The following is a 16,535-nucleotide window of genomic DNA, read 5'->3' on the forward strand; positions in this document are numbered from 1 at the left end:
GCGGACAGTCGGGGGAGCTGGCTCGTGGTGTGTCGCGAGCGGTTCCGCCGGATGTGGCGCAACGCCTGGGCTGTCGTGCCTTCGACCGCGCTGCCGTGCGGGGGACGCCTCGTCGGCAACGTTCGTGGGGCCCGAATTCGGGCCCCACGAACGTCCCGGACGGTTCACGACCGTCTCGGACGGCAAGACCTTGTGTGTCCGGACATCTTGCGAAAGGGGGGCTGTCGAAGGGTCAGTAGCCGAGTGCCTTGGCCACGGCTTCGGCGGACGGTGGCACCGTCGCCTTCGGGCCGACGTGGTTCTCCACCGCGTCGAGGGTCTTGAGGCCGTCACCGGTGATGAGGAGCACGGTCTCCGCGTCCGGGTCGAGTTTGCCTGCTTCGACGAGCTTCTTCGCGGTGGCGACAGTGACGCCGCCCGCCGTTTCGGTGAAGATGCCTTCGGTGCGGGCGAGCAGCCGGATGCCCTCCACGACCTCCTCGTCGGTCACGTCCTCGATCGCACCGCCGGTGCGGTTGACCACGTCGAGCACGTAGGGGCCGTCGGCCGGGTTGCCGATCGCGAGCGAGCGGGCGATGGTGTCCGGTTTCACCGGCTGGACCACGTCGTGTCCGTTGCGGAACGCCGTCGACACCGGGGAACAGCCGGTGGCCTGTGCGCCGAACACCTTGTACGGGCTGGCGTCCACGAGGCCGAGCTGGCCGAGTTCGCGGAAACCCTTGTCCACCTTGGTCAGCTGCGAGCCGGAGGCGATCGGGACCACGATCTGTTCGGGCAGCCGCCAGCCGAGCTGCTCGGCGACCTCGAAGGCGAGGGTCTTCGAGCCCTCGGAGTAGTAGGGGCGGACGTTGACGTTCACGAACGCCCACTTCGGGTGCTCGCCAGCCAGTTCGGTGGCGAGCCGGTTCACGTCGTCGTAGTTGCCGTCGACCGCGACCAGGTCGCCGTCGTAGACCGCAGTGGTGAGGATCTTGGCACGTTCGAGGCTCTTCGGGATCAGCACGACCGACCGCCAGCCGGCGCGGGCCGCCGCGGCGGCCGTCGCGTTGGCAAGGTTGCCGGTCGAGGGACACGCGAGGACCTCGAACCCGAACTCGCGGGCGGCCGCCAGCGCCACGGCGACCACGCGGTCCTTGAACGAATGCGTGGGGTTGCCGGTGTCGTCCTTGACCCACACGCGCTTGACACCGAGAGCCTTGGCGAGCCGATCGGCGCGCACCAGCCGGGTGCCGCCGGGTTCGGTGTTCGGGGTCTGCTCGACCGTCGAGGGAACGGGAAGGAGTTTCTTGTAGCGCCAGATGTTGTTCGGGCCTGCCTCGATGTCCTCGCGGCGCACGCGGCCGAAGTCGTAGGCGACCTCGAGTGGCGACAAGTCCTCGGCGGAGACGAACTCCGGGGCGAGCGGCTGCCGGTGCCCTTCTTCCTTCGACACCAGTTCGACGGCCGGTCCGAGGTCGAGGGTCTTGCTGGTGGAGGTCGTGCCGAGGGCTGCAGTCATCGCGAGGTTCCTTTCCTCATCTGCCCCGCGGGAGCGGGCCGGAATTGGCACCGTGATCGTCAGCTACTCCGCGATCGCGGAGTGACGGGCTGTACGCCGGTTGCCGGGGCTTCGTCGGGCCGTTCCCTCTGCCCCTCTGGATGAGCGGTATTCGGTTGTCGGCGCGCCGCCGTGGGCGCTGCCTCGGCTACACCGTACGACATGGCGATCAGTTCGTGCCATGGAGGCGGGCCAGATCACCGGAGCGGGCGCTCCGGCGTCCGGGTGAGAGGATGGCCGGGTGACCACCGCACCCGCGCCGCTGCACCTCGTCACGGGCGAGGAAGAACTGCTCATCGAACGAGCTGTGCGCGGCGCACTGGACGCCGCGCGGGCCGTGGACCCGACGGCCGACCTCACCCGCGTGCGCGTGTCCGAACTCACACCGCCCGAGCTGGCCGAGATGGTGAGCCCCTCGCTGTTCGCCGAAGGACGGGTGATCGTGCTGGAGTCCGCACAGGACATCTCGCAGGATCTGTCCGACGCCGTGCTCGGTTATCTGAAGGCGCCGGCCGACGGGGTGGTGCTGGTGGTCGTGCACAGCGGCGGGGGGCGCAGCAAGGCGGCCAAGGCGTTGCCGGGCGCGCTGAAGAAAGCGGGCGCGGAGATCACCGAATGCCTCAAGCTCGGCAAACCGGCCGAGCGGGAATCGTTCGTGCGCAACGAAGTCCGCCGCGCGGGTGGCAAAATCGACGCGGCCGGGGTAGTGGCGTTGCTCGACTCCGTCGGCTCCGATCTGCGTGAACTGTCGTCGGCGGCGGCCCAGCTGGTCGCAGACACCGGCGGCGCGGTCGACGAACAGGCAGTGCGGCGTTACCACACCGGACGTGCGGATGTGACCGGATTCGCCGTGGCGGAGAAGGCGGTGGCAGGCGACCGGGCGGCGGCACTGGAATCGCTGCGCTGGGCCATGCAGCTGGGCGTTCCGCACGTGCTGGTGGCCGATGCACTGGCCGACGCGGTGCGCACCATCGCCCGGGTCTCCGCGGCCGGTCGCGGCAATCCGAACCAGATGGCAGGCGAGCTGGGCATGCCACCGTGGAAAATCCGGAAGGCACAGGGCCAGGCGCGCGGTTGGGGCCAGGACGGCCTCGCCGTCGCGATGCGCGTGGTGGCCAGGCTGAACGCCGAAGTGAAGGGCGCCGCCGCCGACGCGGACTACGCCCTGGAACGAGCCGTGTCCGAGGTGGTCACCGCCAAGGGCGACCGCTGAGCCCTGCCCCGCCACCGGCCGCACAGGGTCGCCGAGGCGGCGTGACCGGCCAACGCCGAGAGCGGCGAACGTGACGCGGCCCCGCCGGCACTGAGAGCGCGACGTATCTGGCCCGACTCGCCGACGCCGTCGCCGAACCGACCGCGAACACCCGCGCACAGGTATCGACAACGCCCGGCGAGGCATACAGTCGGCTTCGGTGCGGACGGTGATCATCGAAGCTCACACCGGGCCCGATGTGGCGAGCGCTGGTGCGGACGGTGACGGGTGTAGTGGCCACCGGTGTCGAAGGCGCCCGGTGACCGGTGTGGCGGGCGTTGATGTCGAAGGCGCCTGGCGACCGGTGTGGTGAGCGCTGGCGTCGGTGGCGCCTGGCGCGGGTGTTGGTGCCGAGGGCGGCCTGGTGACCGGTGTGGCGGGCGCTGGTGCGGAAGGCGCCTGGCGACCGGTGTGGTGAGTGCTGGCGTCGGTGGCGCCTGGCACGGGTGTTGGTGCGAAAGGGGGCCTCGTGACCGGTGTGGTGAGTGCTGGGGTGGCCGGGGTGGCAGGCGCTGGTGTGGATGGTGATGAGCGCGGTGCGCGCAGGTGCCGGAGGCACCTGGTGGCGGGTGCGGCGGGCATCGCGGAGGGGCATTGGTGGGTGGAGCGGGTTGCCGGTACCGAGGGTGATTGGCGAGTGCTCGCGTGGCGGGTGCGGGCGGTGCGTCCGGTCGTCGGTCATCGCGGAGAGTGGCGGTGATTCGCCTGAGCGATCTCGCCGGCGGCGTATCTATCGCGGACTCAGCGGACCGTTCGTGCGCCGGCTGGAGATTTGCTGGCGTCACGGAGGCGGAGGCGGAGGCGGAGGCGTCACGGAGGCGGAGGCGTCACGGAGGCGGAGGCGTCACGGAGGCGGAGACGGAGCGGGGGCACGTGCGGGGTGTGGTGCGCGGGCTGGAAGACCCGGGAGACGGCAAAGGCCCGGTGACCGAAGTCACCGGGCCTTTGCCGAGGGTGTGCTCAGAGCTGGTTCGCGCGCTTCGCGAGTGCCGACTTCTTGTTCGCGGCCTGGTTGGCGTGGATGACGCCCTTGGTCACGGCCTTGTCGAGCTTGCGGGCGGCCTCGCGCTGCAGTTCGAGGGCCTTGTCCTTGTCCCCGGACTCGGCGGCCTCGCGGAACTTGCGGATCGCGGTCTTCACCGAGGACCGGATCGACAGGTTGCGCTGGCGCGCCTTCTCGTTGGTGCTGATGCGCTTGATCTGCGACTTGATGTTGGCCATGGAGGCGCTCCTGGTTCTCTCGGTGAAGGTCGTTGCCGCGACGTGGTGGCTCCGGCCCGCCTCGGGGGCAGCCGGGTTTCCTCCCTGACGGAATGCCGCACGACAACGAGGAGAAAGCCTAACAGCCCTGCTCGCAGCCCCTTGCGGCACCCCAACGGCCAACGCCCAGTCACCCAGCGCCCAGCGCCCAGTCACCCAGCGCCAGTCACCCAGCGCCCCGGCACTTCCGGAACCCCGCCCTCGGACCCGGCACCCGGCATCCAGCGCCCGACGCCTTAGCACGTTGGGACCCTGGGGCCTTGACTCCGGCGCCCTTGAACCTGAGCCTCAGCCGACACTCCGGTCCGACACTCCGGTCCGACACTCCGGTCCGACACTCCGGTCCGACACTCCGGTCCGACACTCCGGTCCGACACTCCGGTCCGACACTCCGGTCCGACACTCCGGTCCGGAGCCCCAAAAGCCCTCGAACCCCAAGACCCTCCGCCTCGGCACCCCAGCCTCTTTCTCGCCCGGGATGCCTGGCTCGGCGGCCCCAGAACCCCGTCGCCGCCCGGGAGCCTGGCCGCCGTTCCCGTCCGGGAGCCTGGCGCCCCAGGTCAGCGTCCCAACGTCCTCGAACGCCTCGAATCCCCGAACCTCAAGCACCCCAGCCCCCGGCCCAGCCCCAGAACCCGAGCTGCTCCGGCTGCGGCAGCCGTCGCGCCGGGAGCGGAGCCGGAGCCGGATGAGGTGGAGGCCGCGCGGCGTTCTCCTGGTGTTTCGGTTACCGTGGGGGTGGTAGTGCCTAGGGTTCCGCTGCCGGGCCGGGATTCGCTTTTCGTGAGCGGGTCGCTGAGACAACGAGGGCCGGTGGGGCTGGTCCGAGCGGCACCATCGGCGGGGCCGGCGCCCTGCCGTTCATCTGACGGGACAAAAGCCTGGAGGACCCGGTCTTCGGCGCGCGCGGAAGACCAGAAGGGGTCTCCGTGAACGGCACCGCTCTCGTTATGGTTCTCATCGCCGCGGTCGTGCATGCCGGCTGGAACCTCGCGGCCAAGCGGGTTTCCTCCGGTGGCGCGCGGTTCGTCTGGCTGTACTACACCGTCTCCGCGGTCGGCATGCTGCCTGTCGTCGTGGTGGCGCTTGCCGTCGAGCCGGAGCGTCCACAGTGGACGTGGCTGGGTGCGGCACTCGTGACGGCGGTGCTGCACGTCGTGTACGGGACCGTTCTGCAGCGCGGGTACCAAGTCGGTGATCTGTCGATCGTCTACCCGCTGGCGCGCGGGACCGGACCGTTGTTGTCGGTGCTCGCGGCGGTTCTCGTGCTGCACGAGCACCCCGGCGTGCTCGGCCTCGTCGGCGCCTTTCTCGTCGTGGCGGGGGTACTGGTGATCAGCCTCGGCGGGAGCGGTGCCGACGCCGGCGCGCGGCGGGCAGGCGTGTTCTACGGCGTGCTCACCGGTGCCACCATCGCGGCCTACACGCTCTGGGACGCGCATTCGGTGACCACGCTCGGCGTGCCGCCGTTGGTGTACTTCGGCGGAGGGGCGCTGGGACAGAGCGTGCTGCTCGCGCCGACGGTCGTGCGAGGCAGGACCGCGCTCCGGCGGCTCTGGCGGGAGCACCGCCGCGAGGTGCTGATCGTCGGGCTGGCCTCACCGGTGGCGTACCTGCTGGTGCTGTACGCGCTGCAAATAGCGCCGGTCAGCCTCGTGGCACCGGCGAGGGAGCTGTCGATCGTCCTCGGCGGGATCGCCGCGTGGCTGGTGCTGGGGGAGCGCAATGCGGTGCGCCGGCTGGCCGGCTCACTGGTCGTGCTGGCCGGGATAGCCGCGATTGCGGTGGCCTGAGCCGCTCCGGTAGGCAGGACGCCATGGAAGTACTGAGCAGCCGCGTCCTGATCCACCCCCGCGACCAGCAGGTCACCACGGAGTTCTACCGGGACAAACTGGGTCTGGCGGTCGAACGCGAATTCCCCGGCGGTACCCGGTTCTTCGCCGGAGGTGGCTCGATCGAGGTGGTCGGCACCGGGGAGACGGCGCCGAGCCAGGACGTGAATCTGTTCCTGCAGGTGCGTGACCTGCCCGCGGCGCTGGCCGAACTGGCCGGGCGCGGGGTCCGGCCGGTGCGCGGGCCGCAGCGCGAGCCGTGGGGGACGGACGAGGCATGGATCACCGATCCGGACGGGCTGCGGATCGTGCTCGTCGAAGTACCCGAAGACCACCCGCTGCGCCGCGACAACCGTTAGCCCGGTTTCCGGGCCCGCAGCTGCGCGGCCAGTGCGGTGAAGCCGGGCGGGTCCCAGGTCCAGGTCTGCAGGTCGGTGAAGCCGGCCTCGGCGGCCTCGTCGGCGAGCTCGTGCCGGGTGACCGGCAGCCATTTCTCGTGCGCGGACACCAGCAGCCGTCCGCCGGGGCGCAGCACCCGGAACAGCTCGCCGAACGCGGCCGCCCGGTCTTCCCACAGCTGGACGTTGTTCACGCTCAGCACCACGTCCACGCCGGTGTCCGCGCAGCCGGTGCGAGCCGCCGTGCCCGCGCGCAGCTCGACCCGGTCACCACAGCGTTCGCGGCACAGCCCGCGCATCTCGTCCGAGGGTTCGATGCCGATCACCCTGCCTGCCAGCTCGCTCGCGGCGGCGAGGCCGACGCCGGGGCCGGGGCCGACGACGAGCACCGTCTCGTCGGGTTCGAGCCGGGCCACCTCGACGACACGCCGTTCGGTGGCGGCGTTGCCGAACGCCATCAGCGTGCCGCCGAGCCTGCCCAGCAGGCCGCTGGGGTGGCCGAAGGCCCGGTCCAGCGCGGCGTCCAGACCGCCGGCGGGATCCGGTACGGGAGAGTGCGAAGTGGTCATACTTCGAGGTCACCACGAGCTTCGCGGTCTCGCATCGGGGATGACCCCCACTGACACCCGGAGGTCCATGGGACGATGGTGGCTGGCCACCCCCGACCGTTCCCGAGGACACATCGAGTGACAGCGCCCAAGACGTTCGCCGACACCACCTTCACGCCGCCGGAGCTCATCCGCAACTTCTGCATCATCGCGCACATCGACCACGGCAAGTCGACCCTGGCCGACCGGATGCTGCAGCTCACCGGTGTCGTCGAGGAGCGGGCCATGCGCGCGCAGTACCTCGACCGGATGGACATCGAGCGGGAACGCGGCATCACCATCAAGGCCCAGAACGTGCGCCTGCCGTGGCAGGTCGACGGCCAGGACCACGTGCTGCACCTGATCGACACCCCGGGCCACGTCGACTTCACCTACGAGGTCTCCCGCGCGCTGGAGGCCTGCGAGGGTGCGATCCTGCTGGTCGACGCCGCACAGGGGATCGAGGCGCAGACTCTGGCCAACCTGTACCTCGCGCTCGAGAACGACCTGCACATCATCCCGGTGCTCAACAAGATCGACCTGCCCTCGGCCGATCCGGACAAGTACGCGGCCGAGATCGCGCACATCATCGGGTGCGAGCCCGCGGACGTGCTGCGGGTCTCGGCGAAGACCGGCCTCGGCGTGACCGAGCTGCTCGACGAGTGCGTGCGCCAGGTCCCGCCGCCGGTCGGCGATTCGGACGCGCCTGCCCGCGCGATGATCTTCGACTCGGTCTACGACACCTACCGCGGGGTGGTCACCTACATCCGCGTGGTGGACGGCAGGATCACCCCGCGCGAGAAGATCCGGATGATGTCCACCGGCGCCACGCACGAGCTGCTCGAGGTCGGCATCATCTCGCCGGAGCCGAAGCGCAGCAAGGGCCTCGGCGTCGGCGAGGTCGGCTACCTGATCACCGGGGTGAAGGACGTCCGGCAGTCGAAGGTCGGCGACACCGTGACCTCCGAGCGGGGCGGTGCGAAGGAACCGCTGGCCGGCTACCGCGAGCCGAAGCCGATGGTGTTCTCCGGGCTGTACCCGGTGGACGGATCGGACTACCCGGAACTGCGCGAGGCGCTGGAGAAGCTGCAGCTCAACGATGCGGCACTGGTCTACGAGCCGGAGACGTCGGTGGCACTGGGCTTCGGCTTCCGCTGCGGGTTCCTCGGGCTGCTGCACCTGGAGATCACCCGCGACCGGCTGGAGCGCGAGTTCGGTCTCGACCTGATCTCGACCGCGCCGAACGTGGTCTACCGGGTGCTGCTGGAGGACCGCAGCGAGGTCGTGGTCACCAACCCGTCGGACTGGCCGACCGGGCTGAAACTCGCCGAGGTGCACGAGCCGGTGTCCAAGGTGAGCATCCTGGCGCCCTCGGAGTTCGTCGGCACGATCATGGAGCTGTGCCAGTCCAAGCGCGGCACGCTGCTGGGCATGGACTACCTGTCCGAGGACCGGGTGGAGCTGCGCTACACGATCCCGCTGGCGGAGATCATCTTCGACTTCTTCGACACGCTGAAGTCCCGCACCCGCGGGTACGCCTCACTCGACTACGAGGAGTCCGGCGAGCAGATGGCCGACCTGGTGAAGGTCGACATCCTGCTGCAGGGCGAGGCGGTGGACGCGTTCTCCGCGATCGTGCACAAGGACGCGGCCTACGCCTACGGAAACCGGATGGCCACCCGGCTGCGCGAGCTGATCCCGCGTCAGCAGTTCGAGGTGCCGATCCAGGCCGCGATCGGCTCGCGGATCATCGCACGCGAGACGATCCGCGCGATCCGCAAGGACGTGCTCGCCAAGTGCTACGGCGGCGACATCTCCCGCAAGCGCAAGCTGCTGGAGAAGCAGAAGGAAGGCAAGAAGCGGATGAAGACCGTCGGCAGGGTCGAGGTCCCGCAGGAGGCCTTCGTCGCCGCACTGTCCACTGAGGACGGCGGGAAGGGCAAGAAGTAGCGCCACCCCTGCGGCTGCGGTGGTGCCTGCCGGGCTTCCGCTCGGGATCCGGCAGGCACCACCGCTCAGGCCGTCTCCGGCCGCGTGGTGCTGACCGGGATCAGCTCACGCCGAGCACTGCGGCCAGTGCGCCGACCACGGACGCCGAGGTGCTCGCGACCGTCGAATCGAGGTACTCGGCGATCGGCGTCAGCTCGGCGGCCGATGCGGAACCGCCCGCCACGGCGAGCATCGGCACGGCGAACGCGCCGGCCACGAGGGTCCGCTTCAGCCAGCGCCGGGTGGACGGGTGCTTGTCGGTCATGCTCTGGTCCTCTCGTCGGATCGGGTGTCCGGGATGGACCCTGCCCCGGGAAAAGCGGACGAACAAGACGATTTACCAGTCGTTGACGATCAGGCAACAAGGTGTCGCACGGCCGGGTGAGGCCCGGTTAACCGGATGCGCACACAGGTCGTAACAAGATCACCCCACTCGTAACAAGATCACCCCACGCCGAGGATCCGGTCCGCGGTGACGAAGACCGCGGCGCGACGTTCGGCCGCCATCACGCGGTCGTACTCGGCCCAGTCGTCGTGGGTGCCGGTCGCGGACTTGAAGACCTCGCGCAACAGTGCCGGCAGGTCGGCGGCCGGGAAGCCCGGGTCGGGGTCGTCCGGCCCGAGCAGGTGGGTGCGACCGGTCACCGATGCCCAGTGCCAGCCACGGCGGAAAGTCACCGTGGCATGGCCGCTGCGGCGCAGCAGGGCGAGCTTCCGTGCGTCACCGCGGGCGACGAAGGCGACGGAGGGCGCGCCGGTCACCGGATCGGGGTGGATGCCGGCGTTGACGACCGTGCTGTGCACGGTCCCGTCGGCGCGGGTGGTGGCGATGGTCGCGAGCCCGTTCTCCTGCAAGGAGAGGGCGCGCACGGTTTCCAGATCGGTAGTCATGTTCTTCCCAACGCCACCGGGCCGCGAAATCTGCCGGGACTAGGCTCCGGTCATGTTCGAGGATCTGGAGTTCCCCGTGATCGCCGCCCCGATGGCAGGCGGGCCGAGCACGCCGGAGCTGATCGGCGCGGTCACCGCGGCAGGCGGCCTCGGCTTCCTGCCCTCGGGGTACCTCGCGGTCGAGACGTTCGATGCCAAGATCGCGCACACCGCCGATCTCACCGGCGGCCACTACGGCGCCAACCTCTTCGTCCCCGGCAGCCGCTCCGCCGCCGATCTCACCGCGCACCGCGAGCGGCTGCTGGCCGAGGCGCTGCGGTACGGCGTCGAGCCCGGTGAGCCGGTATGGGACGACGACGAGTACCCCGCGAAGCTCGACCTGGTGGTGCAGCGGCGCGTTCCGCTGGTCTCCTTCACCTTCGGCGCGCCGACCTCGGCCGAGGCGCAGCGGATCCACGAGGCCGGTGGCACGGTGCTGGTCTCGGTCACCAGCCCGGACGAGGCCGACCTCGCCGCAGCGCGGGGTGCAGACGCACTGGTGGTGCAGGGGATGGAAGCCGGTGGCCACCGCGCGCTGTTCACCGACGACGCCACGGATCCGGCGGGCGGCGAACAGTACGGGTTACTGGCACTGCTGCGGCTGATCGGGGCGCGTACGAGCCTTCCGCTGGTGGCCTCCGGCGGGCTGGTGCACGGCGCCGACGTGGCGGCCGTGCTCGCCGCCGGTGCCTCGGCCGCCCAGCTGGGCACGGCGTTCCTGCAGGCCACCGAGGCCGGTACGGCGGAGCCGCAGCGGCGGGCGCTGGCCGAGGCCGGGCGGCGAACGGCATTCACCAGGGCGTTCAGCGGCCGCCCGGCGCGCGGCATGGTGAACCGCGTGCTCGGCGACCTTTCCGCGGACGCACCCGCGGCGTACCCGCAGTTGCACCATCTGAGCAAGCCGGTGCGCGCGGCCGCCGGTCGCGCCGGGGATCCGGAGGCGATGTCGTTGTGGGCGGGGCAGACCTACCCGCTCGCCGGGGACGGATCCGCCGCGTCCGTTGTGGAACGTCTGCGCGCCGAGGCGAAGGCGGCCGCAGGTCGGCTCGATCGCTTGCGCTGAACGGAAAACGGGCCGCCTTCCGGAGCAGGAGGGCGACCCGGCGCATCAGTCCGAAGTGGATTCGGAGCCGTTGCGGTGCAGCAGGGAGTGCCGCCTGCTGTAGCCGAAGTACACCACCATCCCGATGACGAACCAGATCGCGAAGCGCAGCCAGGTTGCCGGCTGCAGGAACGTGATCAGCCAGATCGAGAACGCGATCCCGATGATCGGCACCACCGGCATGCCCGGCGTGCGGAACGTGCGCGGCAGGTCCGGGCGCCGGTAGCGCAGCACGATCACCGCGACGCAGACCACCACGAAAGCCAGCAGGATGCCGATGTTGGTCAGTTCGGCGGCCTCGTTGATCGGCAGCAGGCCGGCGATGATCGCCGAGGCGCCGCCCAGCACCCAGGTGGTGCGGGAAGGCACCTTGCGTACCGGATGGGTTTTCGAGAACCACTTCGGCAGCAGCCCGTCGCGGCTCATCGAGTAGCCGACGCGGGTGGCGCCGAGCAGGAAGGTGAACAGCACGGTCAGGATGCCGATGATGGCCCCCACCGCGATCACCGCGCCGAGCCAGCCGAGGCCGACCCGCTCGAAAGCGTTGGAGAACGCGGCTTCCGGGTCGATGTCGGTGTAGCGCACCATGCCGGTGAGCACCAGGCACGCCAGCACGTACAGCACCATCGAAATGGCCAGCGAGTAGATGATCGCCTTGGGCATGTGCTTCTGCGAGTCCTGCGATTCCTCCGCCGCAGTCGACATCGCGTCGTAACCGAACACGGCGAAGAACACCGTGGCCGCGCCGGTGAAAGCACCGCTGGCGCCGAAGGGGAAGAAGTTGCTGTAGTTGCCGGTCTTGATGTGGAAGGCGCCGACCACGATCACCAGCAGCACGAGCGCGACCTTCAGGTACACCAGCAAAGTCTCGAACCGCGCCGCGTTCTTCATGCCCTGGTTCAGGACGAAGGCGATCAGCAGGCACAGCAGCACGGCGAACAGGTTCACCTTGTACGAACCGGACGCCACGCCGTCCGGTTCGGTGCCCGGCGCGCCGGCCATCCACTGCGGCAGCGACACGTGCAGGAACCCGAGCAGATCGTTGAAGTAGCCCGAAATGCCGATCGCCACCACGGACACGATCGCGGTGTACTCCAGCAGCAGGTCCCATCCGATGAACCAGCCGACGATCTCGCCCAGCACCGCGTAGCCGTAGGTGTAGGCCGAACCGGCCCGCGGGATCAGGCCGGCGAACTCGGCGTAGGAGAACGCGGCGGCGGCACTCGCGACACCCGCGATCAGGAACGAGATCAGCACGGCGGGCCCGGCGGTCTTGTTCGCCACCGCACCGGCGAGGGAGAAGATCCCGGCCCCGATGATGCCGCCGACACCGATCGCGGTCAGCTGGCGCAGTCCCAGCGTGCGCTGCAATCCGGTCTCGACGCTGTTCTCGATCGCCTCGATCGGTTTGCGCCGGAAGACCCCGGACCCGGTACCCAGGCTGCGCGGAGCGGACATCGCTTTCTCCTCAAGAGATCGGGAAGCTCTGGCAGCGCACCGTACTAGGTCCGCGGCCGCGTGTTCGGCAACCCGCGCATCGATGCCGGACCGTGACGAAACCCGGCCCGTTCAGCCTGCCGCGGTGCCCGATCCGGCACCCGGCTCTGCCGTCGCGGGCACCGGTTTCCCCGTGCCGCGCACGATCCCGGCGGTGAAGAAGGACAGCAGCTCCGCGACCTCCGGCGGGTCGTCCAGCTGCGGGCAGTGCCCCCAGTCCTCCCGCACGAGCAGCCTGCTGTGCGGGACGAGGGTGTGCAGCCGTCGTCCGGAAGCCGACGTGACGAGCTTGTCCTTGCCGCAGGCCACCACGAGCAGCGGGACCCGCACCAGGTCGAGCCGGTAGGCGCCGGCCAGTTCGGCGACCAGCTGGCGGGCCTGCTCCAGCCTGCGGGTGGTGGCGCGGTAGTCCGGGAACAGCGTGGTGAACCGGCGCACCTGGCCGGCGTCCGCGTGCCGGGAGTCGGCGTAGAGGATCCGCGGCACCACCTGCTCGGCGACCGCGCGGACCAGGAAACCGGGCACCGGCACCGGAAGCGAGGAGTACAGCCGCAACGGCAGCGGGTTGCGCGCGACGGTCCGCACGAGCCACGAGTCGACGAGTCCGGGTGCCGCGATCGACACCACCCCGGTCACCGGCAGCCGGGTGCTCTGCGCCGCACGCAGGCTCAGCGTGCCGCCGAGGGAGTTGCCTGCCAGCACCACCGGGCCCAGCACCGCCTGTTCGCGGACCACCGCGGCGGCGAACGCGTCGAGCTGCGGCAGCATCGGGCCCGGCCGCAGCGGCTGGGCGTCGCCGAAACCGGGCAGGTCGACCGCGATGGCCGCGATGCCCTCGGCGGCGAGTTCGCCGAGTACCGGACGCCACGTATCGGCACTGTCGCAGTACCCGTGCAGCAGCACGAGACGCGGGGCACGCGGTTTTCCGGCCGGACGGCGGCGGACCCGCCGTGGCGCCTCGGCCACCGGCGGACCGACCTCGAGCACCCTGGTCCGCACGCCGGCAAAGCGCCGGAAGGACTCCCGGATCGGGTCCGGATCACTGGGGTTCCGGCCGCCCCTGCCGCCGGGTGCGGGCCGCTCCGTCGCGGTCATGTTCTCCAGGTTAACCGCTGAAGGTCGAAATCCGGTCGAACTTCGGGGGTGACAAACGGGTTGCGATCTCGGGGTGTTGACGGTTCACCGCGGACCGGGTACAAGCACCGGCCCGGCCCGATCCATCGCGGACCGGACCGGGCCGGAATGACGTTTCAGCTGGTGAAGACGATCTTGCCGGCGGTCTCGCCGTCCGCCATCGCGCGGAATCCCGCGGCCGCCTCGGTGCGCGGCAGCTGCTTGCCGATCTGCGGCTTGATGCCCTTGAGGTCCAGATACGCGAGTAGATCGGCCAGTTCGTCGCGGGTGCCCATGGTGGAGCCGACCACGCGCAGCTGGAGGAAGAACACCCGCTGCAGATCCGCCGACGGGTCCGGGCCGCTGGTGGAGCCGGACACCACGACGATGCCGCCGGGCTTGAGCGACTTCAGCGTGTGGCCCCAGGTGGCCTTGCCGACCGTCTCGAACACCGCGTCCACCCGCTCGGGCAGCCGGGCGCCGGATTCGAAGGTCTGGTGCGCGCCGACGCTTTCGGCCAGTGCGCGCTTCTCCTCGCTGCGGCCGGTGACCCACACCCGGAAGCCCGCCGCGCGGCCGAGCGCGATGAGCGCGGTCGACACGCCACCGGACGCGCCCTGCACCAGCATCGTCTGGCCGGGCCGCAGACCCGACTTGACGAACAGCATCCGGTAGGCGGTGAGCCAGGCGGTGCCCATCGTCGCGGCCTCGGGGAAGGTGAGGCCCGCGGGCTTGGGCACCGCGTTGCGCGCGGGCACCACGACCTGGTCGGCGAACGTGCCCTGGTGCTTCTCGGTGAGCAGTGAGCGTTTCGGGTCGAGCGTGTCGTCGCCCTGCCAGCCCGGCGCGTTGATCACCGAGTGCAGGACGACCTCGGTGCCGTCGTCGAGCGTCCCGGCGCCGTCGCAGCCGAGGATCATCGGGAACTGCTCGGCCTTGATGCCGACGCCACGCAGCGTCCACAGGTCGTGCATGTTGAGACTGGCGGCCTTGACGTGCACCCGGACCCAGCCTTCGGGTACCTCGGGTTCGGGCCGCTCGCCGACGACCAGAGAGTCGAGCGGGGACTCGGCGTTGGGTTCCTGCGCGTATACGGCGAACATGGCAGCAACCTACCTCCCCGCGCCGCAGCACCGCAGCAGAGCGCGGGTAGGCTCACAGTCGTGCTGAACGGGCTGGCCAACTGGTGGGACGGGGTGGAGCTGTGGCTCGCCCAGGCCTGGTTCCCGGTGCAGTTCGTGCTGGTCATGGTCGTGGTCGTGCCGCTGTGCCTGCTGGTCGCGTGGATCATCGACAAGCTGGTCGAGCGGTGTGCCCGCTGGCTCGGCACGGCCCGTGACGACGAGGGCCCGAGCGGCTCCTAAGCTGGCGCACCATGGTCAACCGTAGGCGGATCACCGCTGCGCTCGTCGGTCTTCTCGTGCTGGTGCTCGGGGGCTGGCTGGTGAAGGAGTCGACCGGGGGGCCGGACACACCGCCCGCGCCCGCCGGGGTCACCGGTGCCGCCGAGCCGGGCGGGAAGGTGGCCGGCTCCGCTTCCGGTTTGCCGGTGAAGCCGCTGTCCGCACTGCCGGCACAGGCGGGCGACACCTGGCAGCTGATCCGCCGCGGCGGTCCGTATCCGTATCCGCGCAACGACGACGTCGTCTTCCAGAATCGCGAGAAGGTCTTGCCGAGCAAGAAATCCGGCTATTACCACGAATACACGGTGAAGACCCCGGGCAGTGCCGACCGCGGTCCGCGGCGGCTCGTCACCGGGCAGGCGAAAGAGCTGTACTACACCGACGACCACTACGCCTCCTTCGTCGTCGTGGACCCGAACCGGTGAGCGCGGGCGAGGACGCGAAGGCCGCCGCGGACCAGGCCTTCGCCAGGGGTGCGTACCCGCACCGGGTGGACGGCGGCCGCACGGTCGACAAGGCGAGCACGCTGGACGCGATCGCCGAGGCGATGTCGTTCCCGGGCCACTTCGGCCGCAACCTCGACGCGCTCTACGACATGCTCACCGACCTGTCCTGGCTGCCGCGTGGCGAGCACGTGCTGATCTGGACCGGTTCGGATGCGCTGCGCGGTGCCGAGCCCAAGACCTACCTGGCGATCCGGAGCGTGCTTTCGGACGCGCAGCGGGCGCTCGGGCCCGGCGACGGGCGCGCGGACGGCTGGCAGCTGACCGTGGTGCTGGCGGATTCCTGAGCGGTCAGTCCGCGGGGACCCACCCCGGCTTGCGCTTCTCCGCGAACGCCCGGATGCCCTCCTGGCCCTCCTCGCTCGCGAAGAACCCGGCGGAGAGTTCGTTCATCGCGGCGAATCCGTCCGCCGGGGTGGCCGGCCGCGGCCGGCCGAGCAGCTCCTTCGTGGCGGCCAGCGCCTGCGGTCCGCCCAGGGTGAGCGACTTGAGGTAGCGCTGCACCGTGGCGTCCAGCTCCTCGGCCGGGACGCAGGCGTTGAGCAGGCCGATCTCGACGGCCCGGCGAGCGTCGAACACCTCGCCGGTGAGGAAGAGCTCGTGCGCGGCCCGCGGCTGCAGCCGGGGCAGCACGGTGAGCGAGATGACCGCCGGGATCACGCCGATGCGGACCTCGGAGAAGGCGAACGTGGCCTCGGGCACCGCGACCGCGATGTCGCACGCGGCGACCATGCCGATACCGCCCGCGCGGGCCGGGCCGGCCAGCCGTGCGACCACCGGTTTCGGGCTGGTCCACAGCTGGTCCAGGATCTTCGGGAACTCGTTCACGCCCTGCTCGCCCGCCCCGGCGCCGCGGGCCTCCTTGAGGTCCATGCCCGCGCAGAAGACCGGGCCGGTGTGCGTCAGCTGCACGACGCGCACGTTGTCGTCCGCGCGAGCCTGCTCCAGCGCGGCGCTCAGCTCGCGGCGCAGCTGTGCGGACAGCGCGTTGCGGTTGTGCGGGGAGTCGAGAGTGATCGTGGCGATGCCGCCTGCCACCGTGTAGTGCACCAGTTCTTCAGCCATGCCAGACACTCTGGCACACCGCGGCACCGGTGTGCGCACCCCGCGGAGGCGGGCACACCGGTGCCGG

At 70.5% G+C, this 16,535-nt stretch carries 17 protein-coding genes and 1 riboswitch; of the genes, 8 read left to right on the forward strand and 9 right to left on the reverse strand.

What is annotated here, in order from left to right; translation table 11 throughout:
* Positions 1-232: 232 nt before the first annotated feature.
* Positions 233-1,498, reverse strand: coding sequence for a threonine synthase (gene thrC / locus ABD793_RS24490; RefSeq protein ID WP_344863887.1), 1,266 nt, complete (start codon positions 1,496-1,498; stop codon positions 233-235).
* Between the two features lie 13 nt (positions 1,499-1,511).
* Positions 1,512-1,645: riboswitch (SAM riboswitch) on the reverse strand.
* Between the two features lie 133 nt (positions 1,646-1,778).
* Between thrC and holA the strand changes: the two genes are divergently transcribed.
* Positions 1,779-2,750 carry a DNA polymerase III subunit delta gene (gene holA / locus ABD793_RS24495; protein WP_344863889.1) on the forward strand — a complete coding sequence of 324 codons (972 nt, stop codon included), beginning with the start codon at positions 1,779-1,781 and terminating at the stop codon, positions 2,748-2,750.
* A 999-nt stretch (positions 2,751-3,749) separates the two neighbouring features.
* On the opposite strand, the gene rpsT is transcribed toward holA, so the two are convergent.
* Positions 3,750-4,010: a 30S ribosomal protein S20 gene (rpsT, locus tag ABD793_RS24500; RefSeq protein ID WP_344863891.1), complete on the reverse strand. Its 261-nt coding sequence runs from the start codon at positions 4,008-4,010 to the stop codon at positions 3,750-3,752.
* Positions 4,011-4,978: 968 nt separating this feature from the next.
* Here rpsT and ABD793_RS24505 point away from each other — a divergent pair.
* Entirely contained in the window at positions 4,979-5,842 is an 864-nt protein-coding gene (locus ABD793_RS24505) for an EamA family transporter (RefSeq protein ID WP_344863893.1), read from the forward strand.
* Between the two features lie 23 nt (positions 5,843-5,865).
* Positions 5,866-6,240 (forward strand): VOC family protein, encoded by a 375-nt coding sequence (locus ABD793_RS24510; protein WP_344863895.1) that lies wholly within the window; start codon positions 5,866-5,868, stop codon positions 6,238-6,240.
* Here ABD793_RS24510 and ABD793_RS24515 read toward each other — a convergent pair.
* Positions 6,237-6,848, reverse strand: a complete 612-nt coding sequence (locus ABD793_RS24515) for a class I SAM-dependent methyltransferase (RefSeq protein WP_344863897.1) — start codon at positions 6,846-6,848, stop codon at positions 6,237-6,239. The two genes, ABD793_RS24510 and ABD793_RS24515, sit on opposite strands and share 4 nt — an antisense overlap.
* A gap of 75 nt (positions 6,849-6,923) precedes the next feature.
* Here ABD793_RS24515 and lepA point away from each other — a divergent pair, with 75 nt between their 5' ends.
* A complete protein-coding gene (lepA, locus tag ABD793_RS24520) occupies positions 6,924-8,816 on the forward strand; it encodes a translation elongation factor 4 (protein ID WP_425548755.1) in 1,893 nt (630 codons plus the stop codon).
* 100 nt (positions 8,817-8,916) lie between these two features.
* On the opposite strand, the gene ABD793_RS24525 is transcribed toward lepA, so the two are convergent.
* Both ABD793_RS24525 and ABD793_RS24530 read right to left on the reverse strand, forming a co-directional pair.
* On the reverse strand, positions 8,917-9,120 hold the full coding sequence (locus ABD793_RS24525; protein WP_344863901.1) for a hypothetical protein: 204 nt from the start codon (positions 9,118-9,120) through the stop codon (positions 8,917-8,919).
* A 179-nt stretch (positions 9,121-9,299) separates the two neighbouring features.
* Entirely contained in the window at positions 9,300-9,746 is a 447-nt protein-coding gene (locus ABD793_RS24530) for a pyridoxamine 5'-phosphate oxidase family protein (protein WP_344863903.1), read from the reverse strand.
* A gap of 52 nt (positions 9,747-9,798) precedes the next feature.
* On the opposite strand from ABD793_RS24530, the gene ABD793_RS24535 reads away from it, so the two are divergent.
* Positions 9,799-10,848 (forward strand): NAD(P)H-dependent flavin oxidoreductase, encoded by a 1,050-nt coding sequence (locus ABD793_RS24535; protein ID WP_344863905.1) that lies wholly within the window; start codon positions 9,799-9,801, stop codon positions 10,846-10,848.
* 45 nt (positions 10,849-10,893) lie between these two features.
* Here the strand turns inward: ABD793_RS24535 and ABD793_RS24540 are convergent, their stop codons facing one another.
* The 3 genes from ABD793_RS24540 to ABD793_RS24550 form a co-directional block, all read right to left on the reverse strand.
* On the reverse strand, positions 10,894-12,345 hold the full coding sequence (locus ABD793_RS24540) for an amino acid permease (protein ID WP_344863907.1): 1,452 nt from the start codon (positions 12,343-12,345) through the stop codon (positions 10,894-10,896).
* A 111-nt stretch (positions 12,346-12,456) separates the two neighbouring features.
* Positions 12,457-13,479, reverse strand: coding sequence for an alpha/beta fold hydrolase (locus ABD793_RS24545; protein ID WP_344863909.1), 1,023 nt, complete (start codon positions 13,477-13,479; stop codon positions 12,457-12,459).
* A gap of 155 nt (positions 13,480-13,634) precedes the next feature.
* Positions 13,635-14,600, reverse strand: a complete 966-nt coding sequence (locus tag ABD793_RS24550; RefSeq protein ID WP_344863911.1) for a quinone oxidoreductase family protein — start codon at positions 14,598-14,600, stop codon at positions 13,635-13,637.
* 60 nt (positions 14,601-14,660) lie between these two features.
* Between ABD793_RS24550 and ABD793_RS24555 the strand changes: the two genes are divergently transcribed.
* Genes ABD793_RS24555 through ABD793_RS24565 form a run of 3 tightly spaced genes read left to right on the forward strand, consistent with a single transcriptional unit; the run spans position 14,661 to position 15,690 of the window.
* Complete coding sequence (locus ABD793_RS24555) at positions 14,661-14,861, forward strand: hypothetical protein (RefSeq protein ID WP_344863913.1); 201 nt, start codon at positions 14,661-14,663, stop codon at positions 14,859-14,861.
* An 11-nt stretch (positions 14,862-14,872) separates the two neighbouring features.
* Complete coding sequence (locus tag ABD793_RS24560; RefSeq protein ID WP_344863915.1) at positions 14,873-15,325, forward strand: guanyl-specific ribonuclease; 453 nt, start codon at positions 14,873-14,875, stop codon at positions 15,323-15,325.
* Positions 15,322-15,690, forward strand: coding sequence for a barstar family protein (locus ABD793_RS24565; RefSeq protein WP_344863917.1), 369 nt, complete (start codon positions 15,322-15,324; stop codon positions 15,688-15,690). Before ABD793_RS24560 ends, ABD793_RS24565 begins: the two co-directional genes overlap by 4 nt.
* Before the next feature lie 4 nt (positions 15,691-15,694).
* Here ABD793_RS24565 and ABD793_RS24570 read toward each other — a convergent pair whose 3' ends face one another.
* Positions 15,695-16,468, reverse strand: coding sequence for an enoyl-CoA hydratase-related protein (locus tag ABD793_RS24570; protein WP_344863919.1), 774 nt, complete (start codon positions 16,466-16,468; stop codon positions 15,695-15,697).
* Positions 16,469-16,535: the final 67 nt, after the last annotated feature.

The organism is Amycolatopsis ultiminotia (assembly GCF_039536925.1).
Classification (GTDB): domain Bacteria; phylum Actinomycetota; class Actinomycetes; order Mycobacteriales; family Pseudonocardiaceae; genus Amycolatopsis; species Amycolatopsis ultiminotia.

What these genes read in the sequence shown, in the direction of transcription:
- thrC (WP_344863887.1), bottom strand. Translation starts at nt 1,498, where the DNA reads ATGACTGCAGCCCTCGGCACGACCTCCACCAGCAAGACCCTCGACCTC.
- rpsT (WP_344863891.1), bottom strand. Translation starts at nt 4,010, where the DNA reads ATGGCCAACATCAAGTCGCAGATCAAGCGCATCAGCACCAACGAGAAG.
- ABD793_RS24510 (WP_344863895.1), top strand. Translation starts at nt 5,866, where the DNA reads ATGGAAGTACTGAGCAGCCGCGTCCTGATCCACCCCCGCGACCAGCAG.
- ABD793_RS24515 (WP_344863897.1), bottom strand. Translation starts at nt 6,848, where the DNA reads ATGACCACTTCGCACTCTCCCGTACCGGATCCCGCCGGCGGTCTGGAC.
- lepA (WP_425548755.1), top strand. Translation starts at nt 6,924, where the DNA reads ATGGTGGCTGGCCACCCCCGACCGTTCCCGAGGACACATCGAGTGACA.
- ABD793_RS24525 (WP_344863901.1), bottom strand. Translation starts at nt 9,120, where the DNA reads ATGACCGACAAGCACCCGTCCACCCGGCGCTGGCTGAAGCGGACCCTC.
- ABD793_RS24530 (WP_344863903.1), bottom strand. Translation starts at nt 9,746, where the DNA reads ATGACTACCGATCTGGAAACCGTGCGCGCCCTCTCCTTGCAGGAGAAC.
- ABD793_RS24535 (WP_344863905.1), top strand. Translation starts at nt 9,799, where the DNA reads ATGTTCGAGGATCTGGAGTTCCCCGTGATCGCCGCCCCGATGGCAGGC.
- ABD793_RS24540 (WP_344863907.1), bottom strand. Translation starts at nt 12,345, where the DNA reads ATGTCCGCTCCGCGCAGCCTGGGTACCGGGTCCGGGGTCTTCCGGCGC.
- ABD793_RS24545 (WP_344863909.1), bottom strand. Translation starts at nt 13,479, where the DNA reads ATGACCGCGACGGAGCGGCCCGCACCCGGCGGCAGGGGCGGCCGGAAC.
- ABD793_RS24550 (WP_344863911.1), bottom strand. Translation starts at nt 14,600, where the DNA reads ATGTTCGCCGTATACGCGCAGGAACCCAACGCCGAGTCCCCGCTCGAC.
- ABD793_RS24560 (WP_344863915.1), top strand. Translation starts at nt 14,873, where the DNA reads ATGGTCAACCGTAGGCGGATCACCGCTGCGCTCGTCGGTCTTCTCGTG.
- ABD793_RS24570 (WP_344863919.1), bottom strand. Translation starts at nt 16,468, where the DNA reads ATGGCTGAAGAACTGGTGCACTACACGGTGGCAGGCGGCATCGCCACG.